Here is a 25,848-nt window from a genome sequence, read left to right on the forward strand (position 1 = left end):
TATCAGATTAATAACAAAAAACGTATCCGATGAAAAAGAATAAAATTGCAATATTGATAAGTATTTCTCTCTTAGCACTAGGCTCTTGTAGTAAGTCGTTTTTGGAGAAAGTTCCCCAGGGGCAGCTGTCAGACCCGCAGGTGATAAGTAGTGAAGGGGTGGAAGGCTTACTAGTTGGGGCCTACGCACTTTTGAATGGTAATCAGGATGGGACTTGGGGAAATTATGCTTCTGCACCAAGCCAATGGTTATTTGGGGAGGTAGCCTCTGATAACGCGCATAAGGGAAGTGATGGTACTGACCAGCCTAACATGAATCTTATTGAGGTATATCAGCCTACAAGTACCAACGATAACCTTTCTGTTATGTGGACCCGTTATTATGAGGGAATTGCTAGATGTAACAATACATTGCGGGTGTTAGCGGCTGATCAATCTGGAAATAAGACAATTAGCGCCGATCGTGCTGCTCAAATTCAAGGCGAGGCACGTATGTTAAGGGCTCATTATTATTTTTTCCTAGTAAGAGTATTTAAAAACATCCCGTATGTGGACGAAAATACACCGCCGGATGAGGCGAAGACTAAACCAAATGATACCGATGTATACCCAATGATTGTTGCTGATCTTGAGTTTGCGGTGGAAAACCTACCCGTGGAAAAAATAAACGGACAGGTTGGTCGGGTAGATAAAATGGCGGCTGAAGCCTATTTGGGGAAAGTATTGTTGTACCAAAAACAATATGCAGAAGCTCTGCAGCACTTTACAAATGTAATGGCAGGAAAAGATATTACGTCCATGCCTTATGAGAATAATTTTGATGTAACAACAGAAAATGGTCCGGAATCTATTTTTGCTGTCCAACATGCTATTAGTCCAGACGGAACCGGAGATAACGCCAATGTAGGTGATATGCTGAGTGGCCTGTATGGCACTTCACCGGTAGGTTGCTGCGGATTCTTCCAGCCAACCTTCGACTTGGTTAATGCCTTTAAAGTGAATGAACAAGGCTTGCCGTATTTAGACGGATCTTATCGCAGCAATCCCTACAAGTCGGACTTTGGTTTGAGCGGGGCCGCAAAGGATAATTACCAATTAGACGTTAATTTACGTTTTGACCCTCGTCTGGATTATACGGTTGGTAGGCGAGGAGTTCCTTATTTGGATTATGGTACCATGCCTGGTGATGCTTGGATTCGTTTGGCTAGTTATGCAGGTCCCTTTGTGGGCAAGAAGAATCAGGTTCCGGTCGCGCAGTTCCCTTCACATACGGTTTCCGGTGCAGCCTACATTAATGATCTGAACGTGAACCTAATTCGACTGGCTGACGTTGTTTTAATGGCGGCCGAATGTCAAATTGAATTGGGAAATTTAAGTGAAGCACTTCGCTTAGTAAATTCAGTTAGAGCAAGGGCGGCTACCATAGCGCCGATTTCGATAGGAGATACACCAGCTGCTCAATACGATGTAAAACCTTATCCTTCCTTTCCAAGTGTAGAATACGCTCGCAACGCGGTGCGGTTTGAACGTCGATTGGAATTAGCTATGGAGGGACATCGGTTCTTTGACTTAGTTCGATGGGGCGTTGCCAAGGATGTGCTTGAAAGCTATTCGGGATTTGAAGGTGGATTTTTACAATCTTACCGTAATCTTACCTTTAGTTCACGGAACGAATATTTCCCAATACCGCAAGATCAGATCGATCAAAGTAGCGGAACTTTAAAGCAAAATGAAGGTTACTAATTCATACTTCGCTTGAACAAGAGGGCCGTTTCTATCTATGAAACGGCTCTTCTTGTTTAAATGGGACTAGTGCTTGCCTTTAATTTGGAAAAGAAATATTAGGTTTGTGGTAAAGGAAACGACTTGAATGAAACTAAACGATAAATCAACCATTAGGGCCTGGGCCATGTTCGATTGGTCGAACTCCGCTTATAATTTGGTAATCACTTCTACTATTTTTCCAGCCTATTACACGGCGATTACTACTACGCAGGATAAGGGTGATCAAGTTAATTTTTTTGGTTTTCAATTTATTAATACCGCATTAGCAAATTACTCGCTTGCCTGTGCTTATTTGATCATGGCCATCGTACTGCCTGTTCTTTCTGCGATTGCCGACAATAGGGGAAACAAAAAGTCATTCATGAAAGTCTTTACTTATTTGGGAGGCCTTTCCTGTATTGGACTGTTTTTCTTTAAACTAAATACTTTAGAGTGGGGAATTATCTGTAGTACGCTTGCTGCGATGGGCTATATAGGGGGTGTGCTTTTCAATAACTCCTACCTGCCGGAGATAGCAAGCATTGACGAACAGGATCGGGTAAGTGCCCAGGGATTTGCTTATGGTTATATAGGGAGTGTTTTATTACAGATCATTTGTTTCGTATTTGTTCTTAAACCGGAATGGTTCGGTATTCAGGATGCTACTTTTGCCCCTCGTCTTTCATTTTTATTGGTTGGGCTCTGGTGGATGGGTTTTTCTCAAATACCGTTCAAGAAGCTACCATCAGGAAAAGCGAAGCCAAACAAAATAAATACACATATTTTAAGAAGCGGTTTTAATGAGCTGAACGCGGTGTGGATCAAAATTAAGGGATTGCAAAATCTTAAAAAGTTTCTAGGCGCTTTCTTTTTTTACGCAATGGGCGTGCAAACAACGATGTTGGTAGCGGCTGCTTTTGGCGAGAAAGTATTGCATTTGGGAGCATCGAAATTAATTGTCACGATCCTGATTATTCAATTGGTAGCTATCGTAGGCGCTTTTTTTATGTCTACGTTGGCCAAAAGACTGGGTAATGTACGGGTCTTGATTATAGCCGTGTTGTTATGGATCGTTGTCTGTTTTAGCGCTTATTTGATACAAACAGAGATGCAATTTTACATCTTAGCAGCATTAGTAGGACTTATCATGGGAGGAATCCAGTCGTTGTCTAGGTCCACCTATTCCAAATTAATACCCCGTGAAGAAGAGGATACAACGGCTTTTTTTAGTTTTTATGATGTAACGGAAAAACTCGCCATTGTCATTGGGCTTTTCTTTTTTGCTTTTATCGAAGAACAAACAAAAAACATTCGATATTCTGCATTATCGTTAGCATTGTTCTTCGGCATAGGTATGTTCTTTTTGATTCGACTTCTCCGTCAGAATAATAAAGAGAATGTTTCGTTGAATTAGAGTGTATTAAGATTAAAGGAACGTTTATTTTAACTTCTTTCTTTCTCCGCGAAAGAAAGAAGCAAAGAAAGCTCGCCGCTGCCTGCCTACCGCAGGCAGGCAAAATTTACAGGAGTGTTAGTGCCTCCCAGTGCTAGTTGTAAATTTTGGAGGCGGCATTTTAGTAGAACGGAGAGCTTTTGCGAGCAGCCAATAAGGACTTAAGGGCTGGAGAAAACGGCCTTGGAGGACACCGGCTTTGACAACCGGAATAGAACCTATCAAAAACAATTATTACCTTTGAAACAAAAGGAATACCTATGGAAGTAAGCTTATTTATACCCTGTTTTATTGATCAACTATATCCAACAACCGCTTTTAACACAATTAAAGTGTTGGAGAAGGCAGGGTGTAAAGTACAATACAACCCTGAACAGACCTGTTGTGGGCAGCCGGCCTACAATGCGGGATTTTGGGATGAGGCTAAGGTTATTGGCAATAAATTTCTCGACGATTTCGCGGAAGCTAAATATATAATATCCCCTTCGGCGTCTTGCACAGGTATGGTGAAAAATGCTTATAATGATCTTTTTACCAATTCAATGGTGCATAATAAGTGCCGTAGCATTCAATCAAGTATACACGAACTATCAGACTTCTTAATAAATATAGTAAAAAAGGACTATTTTGGAGCAGAATTGGAAGGGCGAGCGGTCTATCACGACTCATGCTCAGCCTTGAGGGAGTGTAGAATAAAAGAAGAACCGCGTCAGCTATTGGCAAAAGTAGATGGGTTGGAGCTTGTTGAGATGCGCGACCAAGATACCTGTTGTGGTTTTGGCGGAACCTTCGCAGTTAAATTTAGTGGAATATCTTCTGCCATGGCTGAACAAAAAGTAAATAATGCGCTTGCTATGGATGCTGAGTACATCATCTCAACAGACGCTTCATGCTTATTGCATCTTCAGGCCTATATTGATAAGCAAAATCTTCCCATAAAAACGATGCACTTAGCGGATGTGTTGGCTAATGGATGGGGAAACGTATAAATAGTTTGTAAAAATGATTTGACAATTAGGCGTTCCATATTATTTTTGTCTTACAAAAGCCGACGTAGCTCAGCTGGTAGAGCAACGCATTCGTAATGCGTAGGTCGCAGGTTCGATCCCCGTCGTCGGCTCTCTTTAATAGAAAAGTCTCCCTATCAGTTTTTTGTGCTTTTTATGGGGCAAGTAATCTGTAAAAATTAACGTACATTATTTCTGAATAAAAGATTGTAAACGTAAGCCTAAGGTTCGTAATTGGCATTAAATATTCTTCGGCAATAGAAATCTTTCCTCTTTTTTTTCTAAATTGCCTGCCTATACAAACCAAAAAATCATGAGTAACAGAAGAGAATTCTTAAAGCAAATGGGGGCAGGAGCTTTAGGCCTTACCGCTTTATCTAATTTACCACTAGACCTTTTCGCATCTACCAACGGGAAGTATTTTTTTGATATATCCTTGGCACAATGGTCGTTGCATAAGACGTTATTTGGTAAACAAATGGATAATTTAGATTTTGCGGAAACTGCGGCAAAGAAATATGGCATTTTTGCTGTAGAATATGTAAATCAGTTCTTTAAGGACAAAGCGAAAGATCAAGCTTACCTTAAAGACATGTTAAAACGATCGAAAGATAATGGCGTGAAGAATGTACTGATTATGGTTGATGGAGAAGGAAGCCTGGGGGCGCCTGACGATGCGGAACGTAAGACGGCCGTGGAGAATCATTATAAATGGGTGGAAGCGGCTAAGTTTTTAGGCTGCCATGCAATACGAGTAAATGCTGCCGGGAAAGGCTCTGCAGAAGAGGTGAAAGGCGCTGCCATTGATGGTTTAGGAAGGCTAAGCGAGTTTGCGGCTAAACATAAAATTAATGTGATCGTAGAGAATCATGGTGGTATGTCTTCAGATGGACAATGGCTGAGCGCTGTTTTGAAACAAGTGGGTAAAAAGAACTGCGGAAGTCTACCGGACTTTGGTAATTTTTACGAATATGATCGTTATCAGGGCGTTACAGACTTAATGCCATTTGCCAAAGGCGTAAGCGCTAAAACTCATGATTTCGATAACGAAGGTAATGAAACGCAGATTGACTACCTGCGTATGATGAAAATTGTGAAAGATGCCGGATATAAAGGGTATGTAGGCATAGAGTACGAAGGAAGTAAATTGAGTGAAGACGAAGGGATAAAGAAAACCAAGCTTCTATTGGAAAAAGTGGGAGCTGCTCTAAGTTAGTTGAAAGATTGCATAAATTACAAAGATACTTTCTGTTGTCAAATCAGAAAGTATCTTTAGCTTTAAACGGCGCGCTATAAGGGCTCAAAATGAGATTGAGCGTTTTATGAAGACCGATAGATAACCAATTAATAAAAACATAACCTTAACGTAATATCTGAGGATTTTTTGTTTGCTATTTTGGCCGAATATTTTTTTCAACCTGTTTGATGAATAGTCGAATTTCGATCTAGAGATGGATAATCTAAACGAGCGAGCATTTTGGAAAGCATTTATCAAAGGCAACGACCGAGCTTTTGAAAATATTTACAAGCTTTATGCCGATCGGCTTTTTGCATTCGGCATGAAATATCATGCTGACCGCGATGTTATCAAAGACTGCCTACATGATCTATTTGTTAATCTTTTTCATTATCGAAGCAAGCTAAATCCAGACGTTAATCCGCTTTCTTATCTTTTTACTTCTTTGCGGAATAATGTTTTAGCTCGATTAAGAAAGGATAATAGAAGTCAAGCGCTCTTGGAACGGATCGATTATCCCTTTGATCTGGAATGGAGCCCCGAAACGGTGTGGATCAAAAAGGAAGAAGATAGGCAGCTTGTTGTTAAGCTTCAGCAGCTGATCAAACGACTGCCGGCACGTCAAAGGGAAGTCATCTACCTGAAATTTAATGAAGAGCTGTCATATGAGGAAATAGCAAGTATCCTTGATATTTCTATCGCGAGCTGTCGCACCTTAATATATCGTGCAATCAAGCAATTGCGAGAGCATGTAGAAGACATACCACTAGTGCAGGTATTTTGCCTTCTGTTATCTAATGTTCGTTATTAGCTGCTTCTTGATTTTAGTTATATTGATCCAGCAATAAATTTGTTTAGATTTGTCTAAGTGTTTTTAATCGCTTCTGAGATCTCTTCTCCCCTCTGTAATCCATCCCAACACCATAATTGTACTTTTCAGGTAATTGCTTCGAATTTACTACAAATACTATCTATGTGCCATCCAGGGTGAGTCCAGGTTTTTACCTTAAAAACCTGGACTCACCCTGGACCCAATGTGGACTCACCCTGGACTCACCCCGAAGAAAGTACCTAGCATGTCTTGTCCTGTGTCTTGTTAAAATAGGCTGGTGGTTGTTTAATTCAAAAGAAATTCTTGACTTTAAAGTTCGATGAAAGGACGCAAACAAGATAACGATTTACAAGCTAAACTTGAAATTTTTATGATAGTATGCGTCTCATTATTTGTCAAATATTAAATCGTTTTTTTGAAAAAAAATTAAAAATTTAGTCTATAAAAATTAACTGCTTTACTCTTACCTATAAAAGACAATCTTAAATGGGAAAGAAAAAGGCCGAAGATATTTTGAATGAGGATAAACCAGACGTGAACATGCCTAGCGATGATAAGCAGGCATCTTTGGCCAACGCGATTGTCGATACAGTAAAAAACGTCAAGAATGCATCTTTTTCGGAAGAGGAAAATGTAGCGCTTTGGCATGAAATTCACCATACGATTGAGCCTCGGAAAAATACAACTCCCTCTCTACGAAAAGGCTTGGTGGCCGCTATCGTGCTTTTTCTGATCGGTGCTGCTCTTTACTTATATCATGTCAATATACCAGAGGTTGATATTCAAAAGGTTGCGATTATTAATAAAGGATACCTTTCGAAATCAGATGATGTGCAATTTATCAACGCTGAAAAAAAAACACGGGTGCTTCACGATACATTGGTTGTTTACAAACAATTTGTAAAACAAGAGCATGTTTCACAAAACGAGCAGGTGGGTTATAATTCAATTGGCGTACCTTACGGAAAACGGAGTGAAATCGTTTTGGAAGACGGAACAAAAGTTTGGCTGAATGCCGGCTCCATATTAACGTTTCCTGAAAAATTTAACGAAAAAGACCGAGCCGTTTATCTGGAAGGTGAGGGTTATTTTGAGATTGCTAAAGATGCCAACAGACCTTTCTTTGTCTTATCAGAGGTGATGAAAATACAGGTACTTGGTACGAGTTTCAATCTTAGTGCTTATGCCGATGATGATTATGTGTCGGTGCTTTTATTGACGGGGAATATCGCGTTGTTACCAAATGGAAATCAGTCTTTTGAACGCCGGATGCTAAAACCGGGGACAGAGGCTCGCTTCGGAAAAAGCCGACAAAAGCTGTTGATTCAACCGGCCTCTGAAAGCTCGATTTCATGGACTAATAGGAGATTGCTTTTGAATAGCATGAACTTAGAGGAGATGCTAAAGAAATTAGAGCGTTTCTATAATGCGGAAATTGAGCTGCCCAAGCCAGCCATCGAGGATGAAACCTTTTCAGGGAGCCTGGATCTGACTCAAACATTGCCTGAAGTGTTGCAAAATGTATTTGATGTTTCAAAATATACTGTCAATCAAATAGGAAGGAGGGTATACATCCAGACGAAGTAGGATAATCAACCAAAAATTCAAATAGGGAAGGTGCTGCAACACCCCCCCGTTTACAAAAAATTAACTGGAATAATTAATTAATCGATCTACTAAAGTATGAATTTTTTTTACACCTGCCAATCACCACCCAAGCAGGTTAATACTGTCATTAAAATTTTTCGAATGTTAAAATTGGCTGCATTTTTAGTTTGCATTAACGTCATGGTAGTGCATGCTAACTCGTACTCCCAAGGTAAAATCAGTGTTCGAATTAAAAACGGTGCATTAAGCGATTTTTTTAAAGAAATTCAAACACAGACTAAATACGCTGTTTTTTACAGCGATAAGCTTGTCGCTGGTAAAAAAATCAATATCAATGCAAAGAACAAAGATTTACTACAAACACTGGATCAGGTGTTGAAAGACGCCGGCCTAAGTTATATGGTCTCAGGTAATCAGATCAGAATTCAGGCTCGAGCCATCGTACCGCTCCGGACTGGTGCTACACAAGATTCCGTACTTACTGTGAATGGGCGTGTATTTGATACGAACGAACCTGCAAATCCGCTGATTGGGGTTTACGTCCGTAATAAACATCGCCAAGGAGGAACGACGACGGACGAAAATGGAAATTTCTCGTTGTCCGTTAACCAGGGCGATATTTTGGTGTTTACTTCTATGGGGTACCAAGCAGTAGAACGGAGGATTACGGGAAATGATGCAAATTTCAATGTCTTCTTAGAAGAAGACGTAGCATCGCTTGAAGAGGTTGTTGTTGTGGGGTATGGCACCCAGAAGAAAATCAATCTAACGGGAGCGGTAACTGCTATGACCGCTAAAGACTTAGAAAGTAGGCCAATTACTAATGTTGGTCGCGGTATGCAGGGCATCCTACCCGGAGTTACCGTTAGGAATACAAACACAGTTCCAGGGGGAAACGCACCGTCCATTCGAGTAAGAGGCATTGGTACTTGGGGAGATGCATCACCCTTAGTGGTCATAGATGGGATTCCCGGAGGCGATCTTAATATTTTGAATCCGGATGACATCGAAAGCATTTCGGTATTGAAAGATGCTGCTTCATCTTCGATATACGGTGTTAGAGGAGCAAACGGCGTGATATTAGTCACTACCAAAACCGGAAAGAAAGGCACGCCACCCAATATTTCGCTGAATAGTTATTATGGTATACAGACGCCAACGGCTTTACCGGAGTTTTTAGGCTCTCCTGAATTTATGGAACTCCATAACGAAGCTACGCAAAATGCAGGGCAAACACCCGTTTACTCAGCTGAGCAAATTGAAATTGCCCGCAATGGATCCGATCCGAATTATTTCGCCAATACCAATTGGATAGAAGAAATTTACAAAGACAATGCGCCACAACAGAGCCATAATGTCAATATTAACGGTGGAGGCAACGATATGAGCTATTTCTTGTCTTATGGTTACCTAGGTGAAGGAGGTCTTGTGGTTGGCGATCAATTTAAAGCAAATAGGCATAATGTTCGCGCCCGTATTAATACGACGTTACTTGACCGATTGAAGCTAGATGCTAATGTGGGCTACATTGATCGCGATGTACAAAGCAACGCCGGAGGTGATGGAGGACGCGCCCTACTGGCTTCAGCAACAAGTATCACACCCCTTGTACCGGTTCGTTTTACAAATGGTAGCTGGGGCTATCATGGCGGTCAGGCTAACCCAGTGGCGATAGCAAATGATGGAGGATACAATGACTTCGGTTCGCAGGAAGTGACAGCCAATTTAAGCGCGACGTTAACGATTGCTGATGGTTTGGATATTAAGGGACAATATGGATTGGTTCGTTCGAATTCCAAACGAACTGTATTAAGTTCGACTATAAACTATTATAGTCCGGATGATAATGAGCTTATTTATCAAACGAACTATCCAAACTCCATTAATGTGACTGATTATACGAATCTCTATCAGACCTTTATTGGTACGGCGAATTATACGAAAACTTTTAACGAAAAACATGAAGTAAACGGTTTACTGGGAGTTTCACAGGAAGAGAATATCAATAATAGCTTTACAGCAAGTAGACAGAATCTCCCGGTAGATATTCCGTCTTTGAATCTTGGCGTTGATAATCCATTGAATAACAGCAGTGGTTATCAATATGCATTGCAGTCTTTTTTTGGAAGGGCAAACTATGCATATGACAGCAAATATCTATTTGAAGGAAATTTTCGATATGACGGGTCTTCTCGTTTTGCGCCGGAAGTACGTTGGAATTGGTTTGGATCAGTTTCAGCAGGATGGGTGTTCTCTGAGGAGGATTTTTTTGATAAATGGCGAACGACCTTTCAAACTGCCAAACTGCGGATTTCTTATGGTACGCAAGGGAATGATCGTATAAGAAGAGGGGATACCGATCTCTATTATCCCTATATGTCTATTCTGGAACCTGCACAAGTTGGATCCAATAATCCTATCGGAAACCAACCGCGTATTGGTTATCGTCAAACGGAGTTTGCTAACCGTATTGTCACCTGGGAACAGGCCGAAAAATTCAATGTTGGTCTGGATTTAACCATGCTGAAGGGACGTTTCGACGTGACTGCGGATTACTTTATAAATAATACGAACGATATTCTGTTAAATCCGCCATTGCCGGATGTTATTGGTATGGGGACAAACTATCCTTCCCAAAATGCCGGCGCAGTACAAAATAAGGGTTGGGAAATTAACCTTGCTTGGCGCGATCAAATAGGTGAAGTCAAGTATGGCGTTAATCTCAATTTATCGGATGTTCGGAACAAGATTACGCGCTTAGACGATTATGCCCAAAACCTAAGTGACCGCGTGCGTTTAGTGGGATATCCTATCGATGCGTTATATGGCTTTATTGCAGAACGTATCGCTCAAATCGACGATTTCGACTTGATTGATGGAGAATATGTGCCGAAATTTCCGTTTCAGGCAGGAGATTTGGTAGCTCCTGGAGATCTGATCTATCGCCCAGCTAGCCCGGAAGATGAAGCCATTACGGTCGGTAAGGATCGACATGTATTAGGCAGTGATATTCCACGATATACGTACGGCTTTAGGGGAGATCTAGCTTGGAAAGGATTTGATTTCAGTTTTTTCTTACAAGGAGTGGGCAAGGCCGATGGTTGGTTAACCGGTTCCGCTAGGCATCCTTTCATTAACAATAGCGCCATGCCTCAGCGAGTGCATTTAGACCGGTGGACACCTGAAAATCCAGATGCAAGTTATCCTCGTTTTGTATTCAATAGACAACATAACACCCGGTTGTCATCTTATTGGATAGAGAATGCAGCTTATCTGCGACTAAAAAATATCCAGTTGGGCTATACCTTACCGAGTCGGATTACCGAAAAATTTAGAGCCAGTAAGTTGCGCTTCTATGTGTCGGCGGAAAATCTTTTCACTTTGACCGATTTCTTTTATGGGTACGATCCTGAAGCACCGGTAGCGCAAGGGGCTAATTTTTATCCACAACTAAAAACGTTTGTTGTAGGCTTGAACGTAAATTTTCGATAGCAAAAAAATAGTTAAAAAATGAAGAGCTTAATGATCAGGCAGTGCGTATACTATACAGGGATACTGGTATGTTTTTTCAGTATAACCGGATGTAAAGATTATTTAGACCGTGAACCTTTGGATGCAATACCGAATGAGCGCTACTGGAAAAATACAGAGCAGCTCGAAATGGCAATGACGGCTATTTTTTCACGGGTAAAAGCAAAGAATACTGTTGATATGGAGAATATGGGCGAGAACACCATGTGGCCTTCTACAAATCAATATAAGGATATCGGTTCGGGAGTGTTTCCGGTTACACAACCGACAGTAAATGATGAATGGCGTAATATGTATCGAGACATTCGTGAGTCTAATACTTTTCTGGCAAATTATCGAACTGCGGCAGAGACAAGCCCTGGCGCGAACGAGCTGCTGGCAGCGGAGGTCAGGGTACTAAGAGCGCTTGCCTATAGTTTCGTCGTTTCTTTCTGGGGCGATGTTCCATTAGTTTTGAGGCCTTTGGAGCTTGGCGATGAAGAGGTGTATGGAGAACGTACGCCCCGTGAGGAAGTCGTGGATTTTATATTGGCAGATTTAGATACCGCGGCAGCCATTCTATCACCGACAATTCCGACAGGTAATCGCTTAGGAAGAATAAATAAAGGAGCCGCACTTGCTTTAAAGGCACGTATTGCATTGGCGGAAGGGCGATACGATGTAGCTGAAGAGGCGGCGAAAGCTGTAATGGATTTAGGTGTGTATCGCTTGTATAGCAATGGTAATCCAGCCACATCTTATTGGGAATTGTTCACCAATGCCGGTAAATTGGCCAACGGCCGTAACCAAGAGACCATCCTTGCACGGCTACATCTAATGGATATCATTATGCATAACCTTAGTAGGGAGATCCAAGTACCCGATCAGTCGGCACGTTTTGTACCAACACGCTCGTTGGTGGATTCTTACCTATGTACCGACGGTTTGCCAATCAATAAATCGCCTATGTACCAAGATAGTACCTACGAAAGTATTTTTCGAAATCGCGATCCTCGAATGACGCAAACGATTTTGGTTCCAGGCGATACCTGGGGAGGGCGTTATGACGGCAGACCGATTAATGAGAACGATAATCCAAGTGTTTTCATGCGACCGAAATTCAATCAAGATGGCCGTGGTTGTATGACTACGACAGGTTATTATTATAAGAAATATGTGACACCTTCAGCTGTTGGACTGGTTGGAAGGGACGACAATGACATTCATTTAATACGATATGCTGAGGTTCTGTTGACGTATGCGGAAGCCCGCTTTGAGCAGGGGAAATTGACCCAGGAAGATTTAGATAGGTCTATAAATCTTCTTCGAGACAGGGTAGGTATGGTTCATATGGATTTAGGCTTTATGGCCGCTAACGGCCTGGATGTTCGCACAGAAATCCGGCGCGAACGGCGTGTGGAGTTGGCATTGGAAGGACAGCGCTATTTTGATGTAAGAAGGTGGAAAGAGGGCGAACGATTGGCTGCACCCATTGAAGGAGTAAAAGCCGCATGGTTTCCTGAATTGTCACGCGGTTCTTTCCGTATCAGTCCAGAAGGGTATTTGCAAGCGCAATGGAATAGGCGCTTTGAAGATCCGAAAAATTATTTATGGCCGATTCCGCAGCCACAACTTGATCGGAATCCCAAGTTGGGGCAGAATCCTGGATGGTAATAATTTAAAAACAGGTCGGAGCAGCGCTAAAACGCCCCGACCTGTTTTTTTTCTGCGGTAGACTTTATGTTTTTAAGTTTCCACCAATAAACATATAGGAAAAGATAACCGTATGTTGGATAAAAGCGATTTGTCTTGCATGCGATGATAAAATCGCTATATTTGTTTTCGTCAGATTCTACTGATATAACCAATTATGCCTGGTATTGACTACGGGATAAAGCAATAGTAAAATGTCGTATTCGAAGTTTTGCTGATTGTTCAACAAGGATTTTATGATATGGGTTAAAAGGAAATAACTTTTCCAATGAACAGCTATGTCCATAAAAACCATTTGAGTGAGTTTGAATCGTGTAAATTAACACAAATACATTGTTATTTATTGATTTTAAGAAAGGAGGTTAATTAAGCAACAAGAAAGTTCGGTACTAAAACTCAATTCAAACATTTTATCACTTATAAGCTCAAACCGTATGAACAAAACACATTTTAGATCCCGTAGCGTTAAATGGACCTACATGGGAACTTTATTTCTCTTTTGTCTATTTAACTTTTCATTCGTGGTTGCGAGTAATTACTCGCTCCATCAACAGCAAGATTTTGTGATCAAAGGAATTGTAAATGATAATGCGGAACCGCCCAATCCCATCCCGGGAGTCAGCATTCGCGTAAAAGGAAGCAGTAAGGCAACTGCAACCGATGTAAATGGTACCTTTACCTTGTCTGTAAAAAAAGGTGATGTGCTTGTATTTACCTCGGTTGGTTATCAGGCCCGTGAACTTGTCGTTAGTAATCAAACTAGCTTAAATGTAACCCTTAATCAAGATTTAAACACTTTGGAAGAAGTGGTTTTAACCGGGTATTCAACCCAGGTTAAAAAAGATATTACGGGTGCCGTTTCAGTCGTTAATGTTAAAGAACTCACTAAAGTTCAGGCGCCTAACGTAGCACAACAATTGCAGGGTAGGGCGGCAGGTGTTACCGTAACCAGCAATAACACACCTGGTGGTGAAGCTACTGTTCGGGTACGTGGCTTTAGCACCATCAATAATAACGATCCCCTTTATATTATTGACGGTGTGCCAACGAAAGGTGGATTGAATAGCATTAATCCAAATAATATCGAATCGATGCAAGTACTGAAGGATGCTTCCTCTACCTCCATCTACGGGTCGCGTGCAGCCAACGGTGTCATTATCATTACCACCAAAAAGGGGAGTGCCGGTGATTCCAGAATAACTTTTGACACACGGGTAGGGGTACAAACCGGTCATGTAAATTTAGGCCTAATTAAAGATCCCTTGCAATTTGGCCAACTGCTATGGACGCAACGTCGAAATGCAGGCATCCTGACCAATGGCAATCCATCGCATCAACAGTATGGTAACGGCCCCAATCCGGTTGTACCGGATTATATCCTGGCAGGCTCCAGTTATGGCTTATTCGAGGGAGATCCCCGTGTTGATCCTTCCTTGTACAGTTATAACGCGGATAATTTTTATCAAATTGTCCGGGCTAATAAGGAAGGCACTGACTGGCATAAAGAAATATTAAGACCAGCCATTGTTCAAGAATATAACCTAGGAGCTACAGGAGGATCCGATAAGGGTCGCTATGCCTTATCACTCAATTACTTAAACCAAGAAGGGGTGTTGGAACATACATCATTCGATCGGTATTCACTTCGTTCCAATACCGAATTTAATATTAAGAAAATCATTCGCTTAGGAGAAAATCTGGAAGTAAGTTATACCCAGAATAAAGGGTATTATTACAATAATGGAACAGCAAGTTCAACCAACAATCAAGATGGCAATCCCATTGGAAACGGTTATCGGATTCCATCTATTATACCTGTTTACGATATCATGGGGAATTTTGCAGCAACGCGAGCTGCAGGCTTAGGACCAGCGACTAATCCACTTGCTCAGTTATATCGCACAAAAGACAATCAAGCCAAAACGTTGAGAGCATTTGGCAATGTTTTCGCGGAAGTGGATATTATCGAGGGTTTGACCGGTCGTACAAGCTTAGGGTTTGACTATACGAACACCAACCGAGTGAATTATGTATTGATGGATCGGGAAGAGGCGGAAATTGAGGCGGCAAACTCCATGACTAAAGCGAATATCAATGATATTAATTTAACGTGGACGAATACATTAAATTACAGGAAAGTTTTTAATGAAATCCATAGCTTAAATGTGTTAGCAGGTACGGAAGCAATAAAAGGATTCGGTGAAGACTTCTCAGCAGTCAGGACAACCTATTTTTCGGAGGATCCGGATTTTATGGATCTTAATTCGGGAACAGCCGGGATCAACAATAGTGGTAGCCGATACGAATGGGCGCTGTTTTCAATATTTGGAAAAGTGAATTACAGCCTTAAGGATAAATATTTGCTGGAAGCGACTGTAAGAAGAGATGGCTCGAGTCGATTCGGTAGTAATAACCGCTATGGTACGTTCCCCGCATTTAGCGGCGGTTGGCGGATTTCTCAAGAAAGCTTCTTGTCGGGATTAAAATGGTTGGATAATTTGATGATTCGCGCAGGCTGGGGACAAACCGGTAACCAAGAAATCGGGAACTATAACGGGTTTAATACTTATCGCTCCTCGCTTAATTTATCTTCTTATGCCATTAACGGATCAAACAATGCAGTTAAGCCCGGATTTGATACGGATGCTTTCGGAAATCCCGATGCAAAATGGGAAACCACGACGCAAACCAATATCGGTTTAGATATGACGATCTTAAAGGGAATGCTTGGCTTTAATTTGGATGTTTATAATCGAACCACATCCGATATGTTATACCAATTGGCATTGCCTGCAACGCAAGGAACGGCCACCGTGCCCTTTGTTAATGTAGGCGAAATGAACAACAAGGGGATTGATTTCGCAGTGAACTTCCAGAATAATACAAGCAAAGATTTCACCTATGGTATTAGTGCTAATATTTCGGCTTATAAAAACAAGGTCGTTAAGTTGAACAACAATGAATCTGCTATCTTGCTAGGTCCGAATATCAGAAGTTATGTTTGGACACGGTCAACCGTAGACCAACCCTTGTATTCCTTTTATGGTCACGTAATCGATGGAATTTATCAAAATGAGCAAGATTTAGCGAATGGCCCTGCGTATCCCGGTTATGCCGCAGTGGGGAAATACAAATATAGAGATTTAGATGGAGATAACGTAATTACCGATAATGACCGCACTTTTATTGGAAATCCGCATCCCGACTTTACGTATGGATTGAACATTAATTTAGGTTATAAGAATTTTGATCTTTCTGCATTTTTTCAAGGGGTTCAGGGAAATGATATTCTAAACATGGTAAAACGATGGGTTGATTTCAATAACCAAGCCGGTAATCGCAGCTTACGCATGCTTAATGATTCATGGACTCCTGAAAATCCTGACGCCGTATTACCGATATTGGATGCCAATGATAGTAGAAGTCAACAACCATCATCCTATTTTATTGAAAATGGTTCTTACTTCCGCTTAAAAAATCTGACCCTGGGCTACACGTTGCCGGCTGATCTTTTACAGAAATTAGGATTGCAAAGTGCTAGGATATATGTGCAAGGGCAGAACCTGTTTACTATCACCGATTACTCCGGTATTGATCCTGAAATCACGTCGGTGGGTTCAACGCCGGGTACCACTACATTGGGTGTTGACCAAGGGAATTATCCATTAGCTAAAATGTATCAGTTAGGAATAAATGTTGGATTCTAAGGAATAAAAAGCATATTATGAAAAGATCAAATTTATCGATATATATACTGTTGGCCTTTTGCGTTATGCAGGGCTGTGGTAAAAGTTTTCTGGAAAAGAAACCACTAGGTTTAGCAAATGAAGAATTGCTGGCTACGAAGTCGGGCGTTGATGCCGTCTTAATTGGCGCATATAGTTTGTTGGATGGAGTAGGTTCCGGTTATACATTCACGTCGTCAGCTAGCAATTGGATTTATGGATCGGTGGCATCTGATGACGCCTATAAAGGAAGCGATGTGGGCGATCAGGCGCAGATAACAACCATTGAACGCTATGTTAGTCAACCGGATATCGCTGCCTTTAATGAAAAATGGATTACAGTATATGATGGCGTCTCTCGCGCCAATGATGTGCTTAAGTTAATCAAGAAAACGACCGATATGACAGAGGCTGAGGTCGCACAGGCAACAGCGGAAGCACGCTTCTTACGTGCATGGTATCATTTTGAAGCAAAGAAGATGTGGAATATGGTGCCTTACGTTGACGATAACGTCACGGACTTTATCAACTTGCCAAATGACAAAGATATTTGGCCTATGATTGAAGCTGATCTACAATTCGCCGTAGATAATTTATCAGCTACAAAGAAAGATGTAGGGCGGGCAAGTCAATGGACGGCAAAGGCAGTGCTTGCTAAAGTACATATGTTTCAACAAGATTATGAAGCGGCTCGACCGCTATTGGATGATATCATCAATAACGGTCCTTTTGAATTAGTAAGTAATTTTCATGATAATTTTAAAGTGGCAACCGAAAATAATATTGAATCGATTTTGGAAGTCCAAATGTCTGTTGGCGACGGAGGAAGTGGACAAAACGGCTTTTGGGGCGATAATTTGAATTTTCCCTATGGCTCTGGACCAGGGGGGTGTTGCGGTTTCTTTCAGCCTTCTCAAAACTTAGTAAATGCTTTCAAAACCGATGAAAGTGGCTTGCCGTTATTGGACAATTTTAATGATGTCGATGTTAAGAATGATGAGGGCTTAGCTTCTTCTGATCCATTTGAACCCTACACAGGTAATTTGGACCCTCGTTTAGATTGGACCGTTGGTAGACGTGGTATTCCTTTCCTTAACTGGGGGATTCATCCGGGACGAAATTGGATCCGCGATCAAAGTTTTGCCGGTCCGTATACTTTCAAAAAATTCTTTGCGGCCAATGGCGATAATGCCGGAGCGGAATCACCCAGGGCAAATTCAAATAATTATCGCGCCTTACGATATGCCGACGTCCTGTTAATGCGTGCAGAAATTGCGGTGGAGGATGGCGACCTCACTAGCGCGCTGGATTTGGTGAATCAAATCAGGCGAAGAGCAGCAAATGAAGTGGTAACAAAAGATGATGGCACACCGGCCGCCACTTATGTCATAAGAGAGTACCCATCATTTCCAAGTCAGGATTACGCACGAAAAGCCGTTCGATTTGAAAGAAGGCTTGAGTTAGCGTTGGAAGGACATCGCTTTTTCGATTTAGTACGTTGGCATGTTGCTGCTGAAACATTAAATACTTATCTTGAAAAAGAGAAGCAAAAACGAACCTATCTACAGGGTGCTAGTTTTACGGCTGGAAAGAATGAGTATTTTCCGATTCCGCAAGCACAGATTGATATTATGGGTGCAGATGTGTTGAAACAGAATCAGTAGATTATTTTTAACCGATAAGGGTGTCTCCTACAGGTGCTTACAACAAACATAGGAGACACCTCATTTTTAAACTAAAAGATCATGATAAAAAGTATGCATGAACATCGAAGAAGTTTTCTGAAGAAAGCTTCGATGGCTGGATTGGGAGCCCTGATTAGCCCATACAATCAAGTTGAATCAACTATCGGGGAGTCGACAAATGTTAAGCGCAATCCGATCAGTGTATCCACGTATTCGTATTGGCATTTTAAAAAGGAAAAGTTTCCCATTGAGCAGGTAATTGAACAGGCAGCGACGTTGGGTTTTGATGGTGTAGAAATACTACATCGTCAAATGGAAAACGAAACTACCGGATATATGAATAAATTAAAGCGTCTTGCTTTCGAAAGTGGTTTGGCCTTACCTATGCTATCGATTCATCAGGATTTTGTATCACCTGATAAAGAAGACAGAAAAAAGAACATCGCACATACCAAGCACTGCATCGATCTGGCTGTGCAGATGGGAATCCCTTGTGTCCGGTTGAACTCAGGTCGATGGAACACAGCAGGAACCTTTGACGAGTTGATGGCCGTAAAAGGAAAGGAAACGCCCTTAGCGGGATATACCGATGATGATGCCTTTAAATGGGTAATAGATGCGACGGGAGAATGCCTGATAAAGGCAGAGCAAGAGGGTGTGATTTTGGCCATCGAAAACCATTGGGGACTTACGACACAGGTTGAGGGCTTATTACGAATATACGAAGCCTTAAAAAGCTCACCGGCCATGGGACTAAATCTGGATACCGGTAATTTTGCCGGCGACCCGTATAGTCAGTTCGAACAGTTAGCACCTTATGCTACCATTGTTCAAGCGAAGACCTATTACGGAGGTGGAGAATGGTATACGTTAGATTTAGATTATCAACGGATCGCCGGCATATTGCGTAAAGTGAATTTTAAAGGCTATATTTCATTAGAGATGGAAGGAAAAGAAGACCCATTAACAGCAGTTCCTAAGAGCTTAGCCGTTTTGCGGAAAGCTTTTTACTAACGCAACCGTTTGCGTGATGAATAAATTGGCAATCCTATTATTTTATTATTAAATTAACAGCCATTTTGGTCGAACATCATCATTTTATCGATCTTAAACTGCAATATTTAGCTAAATCAAACTTGGTATTATGAGCCATCTGGTTATTTATTGGTGCCACTGATCATGTCCTTCATTTATCGGATAAACGATAGTATCTCCGAGAAAAAAGGTCATTTTGTCTGTCCGGTTAATTAAATAGAGAGTAATAAAGAGACTTTTAATTGCAGAGAAAATCATCAAGCATAGTCAATACTTAAAACAACAAATCGAATGGATTTTTCTTAAATCGAACTTATTTTTTGAGAGAGGATCCTGAAACCAAAAATTAAAGCACAAATGAAAGAAAAAAGTACCTCGAGAAGGGATTTTATCAAGAAGTCTGCCCTAGCAGCGGCAGCATTTAGCATCGTCCCGCGGTTTGTACTGGGAGGACAGGGATATTTGGCTCCGAGTGACCACCTAACAAAAGGTATTATTGGTGTTGGAGCTATGGGACGCGGTCATTTTTCCTATGCCGGCACCAAAACCGTTGCTATTTGTGATGTTGATACCAGACATTTAGCGATAGCCATGAAACAGCTGAATGATAGTGGTGTTAAGCAACTGTCAGATTTCCGTGAATTGATTCAACTTCCGGAAGTGGATATCGTTCATATCGCCACACCGCCTCATTGGCATGGTATCATGGCCGCTGAAGCTGCACGTGCCGGAAAAGATATATGGTGTGAAAAACCCATGACGCGTACAATAGGAGAAGGTAAACGTGTAAAAGAGGCTGTGCAACAACATGGGCGGATTTTTAGATTAAACACCTGGTTTAGATTTAAGGATAATTTCTACGGAATGGCTGTTCCGGTAAAGAAGATCAAGAAATTAGTGGATTCCGGTATGCTCGGCTGGCCACTGAAAGTTACTGTAAGTAGACATACGGGATTTGATTGGAAATTCTATTGGGTCGGAAAAGAGAATTTGACGCCTGAACAAGTGCCTAGCGAATTGAATTACGATATGTGGCTGGGGCCTGCTCAATACAAACCTTATAATGCACATCGTGTTCATCAAACCTTCCGGGGCTATTGGGACTATGATGGAGGCGGTTTAGGTGATATGGGACAACATTACCTGGATCCAATACAGTATTTCCTAGGGAAGGACAATGAAAGCCCGATTTCGGTTGAAGTAGACGCTCCACAGCAACACAGCGACGCAGTTGGCACGTGGCGACGAATTGAATATACCTATGCTGATGGATGTAAAATTATCCTCGACGGTGAAGGGAAAGATAAAGATGTGCCTTATATCGATGGGCCTAATGGTAAATTATATCCCGGGTTTAAATCGGATATCCCGGACATGGAACGTAAACTAGCGACATTCCCCGAACCGGAAGAGCAAGTGGTCGACTTTGTTGAAGCAGTGAAAAAGAGACAGAAATTTGCATTAAACGAGGATAATGGTTATCGTTCTTGCACCTTGGTAAATATGGGTTTAGCATCTGTAAGGTTAGGTAGATCCTTAAAATTTGATCCAGATAAGCAGTTATTTGTTGATGATGAAGCGGCCAATCGTTTAATTGACCAACCGATGCGTGGCCCATGGACTATCTAATGTATTTAATTATCACGAACTATTAAAACCAATATGAAGAATTATATATATGCTTCTATCCTTGCTTTTATGCTCGCCAACCCACCGGCTTTTGCGCAGCAAGATGATAGGCGTACAGCGACGACCAAAATAGCAGATTTGTTAGCCACACAGCCCGCTCAGAATGCCGATAAGCTGAATGCTGCAATGGCCCAATTAGACAATTTTACGGCTGCTGATATCAGCGCACTGCTTTTATCTTTAAAGCCACAAGGCGGGGACAACGCAAAAATCGAATATGCAACCAACAGCTATTCCTATTTTGTTATGCAGAATGGAAAGGAGTCAATGCGTTCCAAATTTGTCCAGGGCGCTTTGGATGCCTTGGGGAAAATGCAGGATAAAAATAATAAAGGGTACGTGCTGAATCTACTCACTAATGCAGGAAAAGACGATGCCGTGTCTGCCGTTTCTACGTATTTACAAGATGAATATTTAGGGGATCGTGCTGCACGGACTTTGGCACGAATTCGTTCCGATGAGGCGGGAAAAGCTCTTATGGCTGCGTTACCGTCTGCAAAAGGAAGAAATATAACCTACATACTGGAAGCTATTGGCGATGCCGATTATGTGCCTGCAGCGCCCACCATTGTTTCATTTGCCACCGCAGAGGAATTAACGGTTAGGAAAACAGCGCTCTATGCATTAGCAAAATTGGCTGACCCATCTTCTGAGGAAGTTTTAAGGGCTGCAGCTGAAAAGGTTAACTTCGGTTATGATGAATCAAAAGCGACCGCTTCTTATATTAATTACGCAAATAACCTACTCCTCAAAGGGAATAAGGAGCTAGCTGAAAAAGTAGCAAAAACTTTGTTGAAAGTAGATGATGAACATACACCTACGCGCATTGCAGGGCTTAATATTTTAACGCACATTTACGGAGCCGAATATGTTCCGGATTTGGTAAAAGCATCTAGAGATAAGGAGAAAGCATACAGCATTGCCGCTTTAAAATTAGCGCAGCCATATTTAAATGGCGCTGCTGTCGAAAAATGGGGGAAAGCAGTAAAAAAAGCGAATCCCGAAACGCAAGCAGCTATCATAAAAGCTTTATCAAATACAACAGACGATAGTGCACTTCCTTTTGTTGAAAAAGCCCTAAAGAGTGATGATACCCTTGTGAAAGTTACGGCTATTAAAGCCTATGGAAAACTAAAAGGGGTAGAGGGTACGCCTGAATTGTTGAAGTTATTATCAGAATCCAACCAAGAAGAGCGAGAAGCGGTAAAGGAAGCCTTTCTTACATTGAAAGGCGAAGGTTTAACGGGTAAGTTAGTGACTTCCTTAGCTACAGCAGTACCGGCAGATCAGGTGACAATTATGCAAGTACTAGCTAATAGAGGCGCAAACGAAAGTTTCACCGCAGTTACTGCCTTGCTGAAAAGCAGTGATCCGACGGTAAGAGATGCTGCATATAATACATTGCCCGCCATTTCGAAATCCGAAAATCTTGCCTCATTAACCTCTTTATTATCTACAGCAGGTAACGAAAACGAGATAAAATTAGTACAGCAAGCTATAGTTGCTGCCGTTCAGGGGAGTCCACAAAAGGAGCAGGATATCCAATCATTATTGGCCAGTTATCAATCGGCAAATCCGAACGGAAAAACGCTTTATTTGAACGTTTTTTCAGGAATAGGTGAAGGTAAAGCTCTACAGCCGGTTGTTGAAGTACTTGATGGAAATGATGCGAACTTAAAAGCTGCGGCAGTTGAAGCACTCGCTAATTGGAATGATCATGACGCGTTGCCTGAATTAATCAAGTTGAGTCGGGCGACAAGCGACTCAAAGCAATTGAATCAGATCTTAAACGGTATTGTACGATTGACCGCACAAAGCGACTTCCCGGCAGAGCAAAAAGTATTACTCCTAAGGGATGCTATGGGAGTTGCACAAAATACGCAGCAAAAAAGAATGATATTGGGTGCATTGAGCAATAATTTTACTTATAATGCACTCATCTTTGCCGGAAAATATTTAGACGACCCGGAGTTGAAATCCGCTGCAGCCATGGCGGTGTTAAACATCGCATTATCAAATCCTAGCCTCTATGGTGAAGAAGTGAGCGCCATCTTGAATAAAACGGTAGACGCGTTAAGCGGACAAGATAGCGATTATTTAAAACAAGCCTTAATTAAACATATCAATGAATTACCCAAGGGTCGTGGTTTTGTGTCACTTTTCAATGGCAAAGATTTAACAGGTTGGAAAGGTTTAGTAGAAAATCCCATTAAGCGAGCCAAAATGAGTGCGAAGGAACTATCTGTCGCTCAGCAAAAGGCTGATGAATTGATGCGGCGTGGCTGGTATGTAAAGGACGGGGTGCTTTACTTTAATGGAAAAGGTGATAATATTGCAACCATTAAACAATATGGTGACTTCGAAATGCTGGTAGATTGGAAGTTGAGTACCGTTGGTAAGGAAGGTGATGCAGGTATTTATCTTCGGGGAACACCTCAGGTCCAGATTTGGGATACCTCCCGCGTAAACGTTGGAGCCCAAGTAGGTTCCGGTGGTCTTTATAATAACCAACAGAACGAAAGCAAACCTCTTAAAGTAGCGGATAATGCACTGGGAGAATGGAATACCTTTCGTATTATTATGAAAGGCGATAAGGTGACAGTATATCTTAATGGGCAGCTAGTAACTGATAACGTTACCTTAGAAAATTACTGGGATCGAAGTCAACCCATTTTTCCTATTGAACAGATAGAACTACAAGCTCATGGAACTGAAGTCGCCTATCGGGACATCTATATTAAGGAAATACCTAGAAAAGAGATTTTTACTTTAGGCAATGAAGAAAAGGCTGCTGGTTTCAAAGTACTGTTTGACGGTTCGAACTTAGATAGCTGGACAGGGAATACAACTGCTTACACAATCAGTGACGAAGGAACGCTGGCTTGTTATCCCGTTAAGGACTCAGGAGGTAATTTGTATTCAAAAGAAGAGTTTGGTGATTTTATCTATCGCTTTAGCTTTCGTCTAACTCCCGGAGCGAATAATGGCACTGGTATCAGGGCCCCTTTAGAAGGCAACGCGGCGTATGAAGGAATGGAAATTCAGGTATTGGATAATGAAGCGGACATTTATAAAGATCTTAAGAAATATCAATACCACGGATCGGTTTATGGGGTAATTCCTGCTAAAAGAGGCTTTCTTAAACCGGTGGGAGAATGGAATGAAGAAGAGATTTACGTAAAAGGAAATAAGATCAAAGTCACGCTAAATGGCACCGTTATTTTAGAAGGTGACATTGCCGAGGCATCAAAAAATGGTACGTTAGATAAACTCGATCATCCGGGACTTAAACGAAAATCCGGTCATATAGGGTTTTTGGGTCATGGATCAGAGGTACATTTTAAAAATATCCGTGTTAAGCGGTTGTAGTTATCTGGTTATTAGTTGTTAGTTATTTGTTTCTGGTTATTAGTGTTGTGTGTTACTATTAACCTCTGTGACATATAAATAACGATTCGTAAAACAAATTCTGCAACTTATTGTTCTACCAACAAGGTTTAGGTTGGATAAAAGCAGAAAGCCCGGCGTTCCCAAGCGCTTTGGGCTTTCTGCATTTTTTGTATTGCCAGATCAGGGAGTAGTATCTTCTGTCATTAATGACTCGCAAAAAAATGTAGAATTATTTATCTAGCTACAGGGAATTCGCCTTTGGCCTATAGATGAAGGTGTATATATTAAAAGAGATTTCCCTAATCTAGCTAAAGTAATTTGCATTTAAAAAGCAATTTATCTAAGTTTGTTTAACTCATTTTATAGTCTTCCAAAAATAATACGCTGACCAATTATTTATCATATAAACGTTGCGGGACCTTCGTGTTTGGTTAAAAATAATAATGCAAATAATATCATTGACTTCATAAGGAAGCATGGTGACGTAACGAATTTTTTATGGTTTAAAGCTTGATTATGAAAGATTTAACAAAGTTTTCTGATGAAGAACTTTTCCATGCCTGTGTAGACGGGAGCGAATTATCCTTTGAAGAGCTATACAATCGTTATTGGTATAAATTATATGCCGAGGCGCTGAGACGATTAAGAAAGGCTGAGTTAGCAGAGGAAATTGTACAGGATCTGTTCACTAGTATATGGCTGAACCGCAAACGAATACAGATTCATAGTTCCGTTGCTGCTTATCTTTTTACATCTGTTAGGTACTTGGTAATAAATGCTATACAAAAGGAAATAGTTAGAAAGAATTACAAAGAATTCTACAAAGGCAATTTTAGGGATTACGATAATTCTACCGAAACACGGCTAGCCTTTAACGAGTTACAAAATCAAATTGAAAACCATGTTCGATTACTACCCGACCGCTGTCGTTATATTTATGAGCTAAGCAGAAAAGAGTTTAAAAGTAATAAGGAAATAGCTGATTTGCTTGGCATATCGGAAAAAACGGTTGAAAACCAGTTGACCAAAGCATTAAGTAGGCTGAAAGTAGCGATGAAGCTTTATTCTTTTCATCTTTTATTGCTGTATTATTTATGTTAGATATATTTAGAATTTCGTTGTTAAACGACTCTTCACCTTTTGTTTCGATCCTAAGGGTGACCAAAACCTAAGAGCGAAGCGATGAGCTCCCTACAGTCGA

Annotated in this window: 14 protein-coding genes and 1 tRNA gene; all 15 read left to right on the forward strand. The window is 41.2% G+C overall.

Translation table 11 applies throughout. The features are described 5' to 3' along the window. Positions 1-29 precede the first annotated feature (29 nt). The 15 genes from ACH11B_RS16455 (at position 30) to ACH11B_RS16525 (ending at position 25,748) form a co-directional block, all read left to right on the forward strand. Positions 30-1,742, forward strand: coding sequence for a RagB/SusD family nutrient uptake outer membrane protein (locus ACH11B_RS16455; protein WP_377609391.1), 1,713 nt, complete (start codon positions 30-32; stop codon positions 1,740-1,742). Between the two features lie 127 nt (positions 1,743-1,869). Then, the gene (locus tag ACH11B_RS16460) at positions 1,870-3,177 is read left to right on the forward strand and encodes an MFS transporter (RefSeq protein ID WP_149105554.1); all 1,308 of its coding nucleotides are present in this window, start codon (positions 1,870-1,872) and stop codon (positions 3,175-3,177) included. Positions 3,178-3,476: 299 nt separating this feature from the next. Then, positions 3,477-4,205 carry a (Fe-S)-binding protein gene (locus ACH11B_RS16465; protein WP_013666209.1) on the forward strand — a complete coding sequence of 243 codons (729 nt, stop codon included), beginning with the start codon at positions 3,477-3,479 and terminating at the stop codon, positions 4,203-4,205. A gap of 58 nt (positions 4,206-4,263) precedes the next feature. Next, positions 4,264-4,336 (forward strand) — tRNA-Thr (locus tag ACH11B_RS16470). A 200-nt stretch (positions 4,337-4,536) separates the two neighbouring features. After that, the gene (locus ACH11B_RS16475; protein WP_149105555.1) at positions 4,537-5,439 is read left to right on the forward strand and encodes a sugar phosphate isomerase/epimerase; all 903 of its coding nucleotides are present in this window, start codon (positions 4,537-4,539) and stop codon (positions 5,437-5,439) included. A 235-nt stretch (positions 5,440-5,674) separates the two neighbouring features. Continuing rightward, positions 5,675-6,271, forward strand: coding sequence for an RNA polymerase sigma factor (locus ACH11B_RS16480; RefSeq protein WP_130857314.1), 597 nt, complete (start codon positions 5,675-5,677; stop codon positions 6,269-6,271). A gap of 507 nt (positions 6,272-6,778) precedes the next feature. Next, on the forward strand, positions 6,779-7,879 hold the full coding sequence (locus ACH11B_RS16485) for a FecR family protein (protein WP_130857315.1): 1,101 nt from the start codon (positions 6,779-6,781) through the stop codon (positions 7,877-7,879). A gap of 162 nt (positions 7,880-8,041) precedes the next feature. After that, positions 8,042-11,392 carry a SusC/RagA family TonB-linked outer membrane protein gene (locus ACH11B_RS16490; RefSeq protein WP_041388297.1) on the forward strand — a complete coding sequence of 1,117 codons (3,351 nt, stop codon included), beginning with the start codon at positions 8,042-8,044 and terminating at the stop codon, positions 11,390-11,392. An 18-nt stretch (positions 11,393-11,410) separates the two neighbouring features. After that, positions 11,411-13,084, forward strand: a complete 1,674-nt coding sequence (locus ACH11B_RS16495; protein WP_246860277.1) for a RagB/SusD family nutrient uptake outer membrane protein — start codon at positions 11,411-11,413, stop codon at positions 13,082-13,084. A gap of 518 nt (positions 13,085-13,602) precedes the next feature. Next, positions 13,603-16,830, forward strand: coding sequence for a TonB-dependent receptor (locus ACH11B_RS16500; protein ID WP_246860278.1), 3,228 nt, complete (start codon positions 13,603-13,605; stop codon positions 16,828-16,830). 17 nt (positions 16,831-16,847) lie between these two features. Next, positions 16,848-18,512 (forward strand): RagB/SusD family nutrient uptake outer membrane protein, encoded by a 1,665-nt coding sequence (locus ACH11B_RS16505; protein WP_130857317.1) that lies wholly within the window; start codon positions 16,848-16,850, stop codon positions 18,510-18,512. A gap of 81 nt (positions 18,513-18,593) precedes the next feature. Then, on the forward strand, positions 18,594-19,547 hold the full coding sequence (locus tag ACH11B_RS16510) for a sugar phosphate isomerase/epimerase (RefSeq protein ID WP_149105560.1): 954 nt from the start codon (positions 18,594-18,596) through the stop codon (positions 19,545-19,547). Positions 19,548-19,925: 378 nt separating this feature from the next. After that, a complete protein-coding gene (locus ACH11B_RS16515; RefSeq protein ID WP_013666218.1) occupies positions 19,926-21,197 on the forward strand; it encodes a Gfo/Idh/MocA family oxidoreductase in 1,272 nt (423 codons plus the stop codon). 33 nt (positions 21,198-21,230) lie between these two features. Beyond that, a complete protein-coding gene (locus tag ACH11B_RS16520) occupies positions 21,231-24,626 on the forward strand; it encodes a DUF1080 domain-containing protein (RefSeq protein WP_377609387.1) in 3,396 nt (1,131 codons plus the stop codon). A gap of 537 nt (positions 24,627-25,163) precedes the next feature. Then, positions 25,164-25,748, forward strand: a complete 585-nt coding sequence (locus ACH11B_RS16525) for an RNA polymerase sigma-70 factor (RefSeq protein ID WP_377609385.1) — start codon at positions 25,164-25,166, stop codon at positions 25,746-25,748. Positions 25,749-25,848 lie beyond the last annotated feature (100 nt).

The sequence above is a fragment of the Olivibacter sp. EAT-5 genome, from assembly GCF_044784325.1.
In the GTDB taxonomy this organism is placed as follows: domain Bacteria; phylum Bacteroidota; class Bacteroidia; order Sphingobacteriales; family Sphingobacteriaceae; genus Olivibacter; species Olivibacter oleidegradans.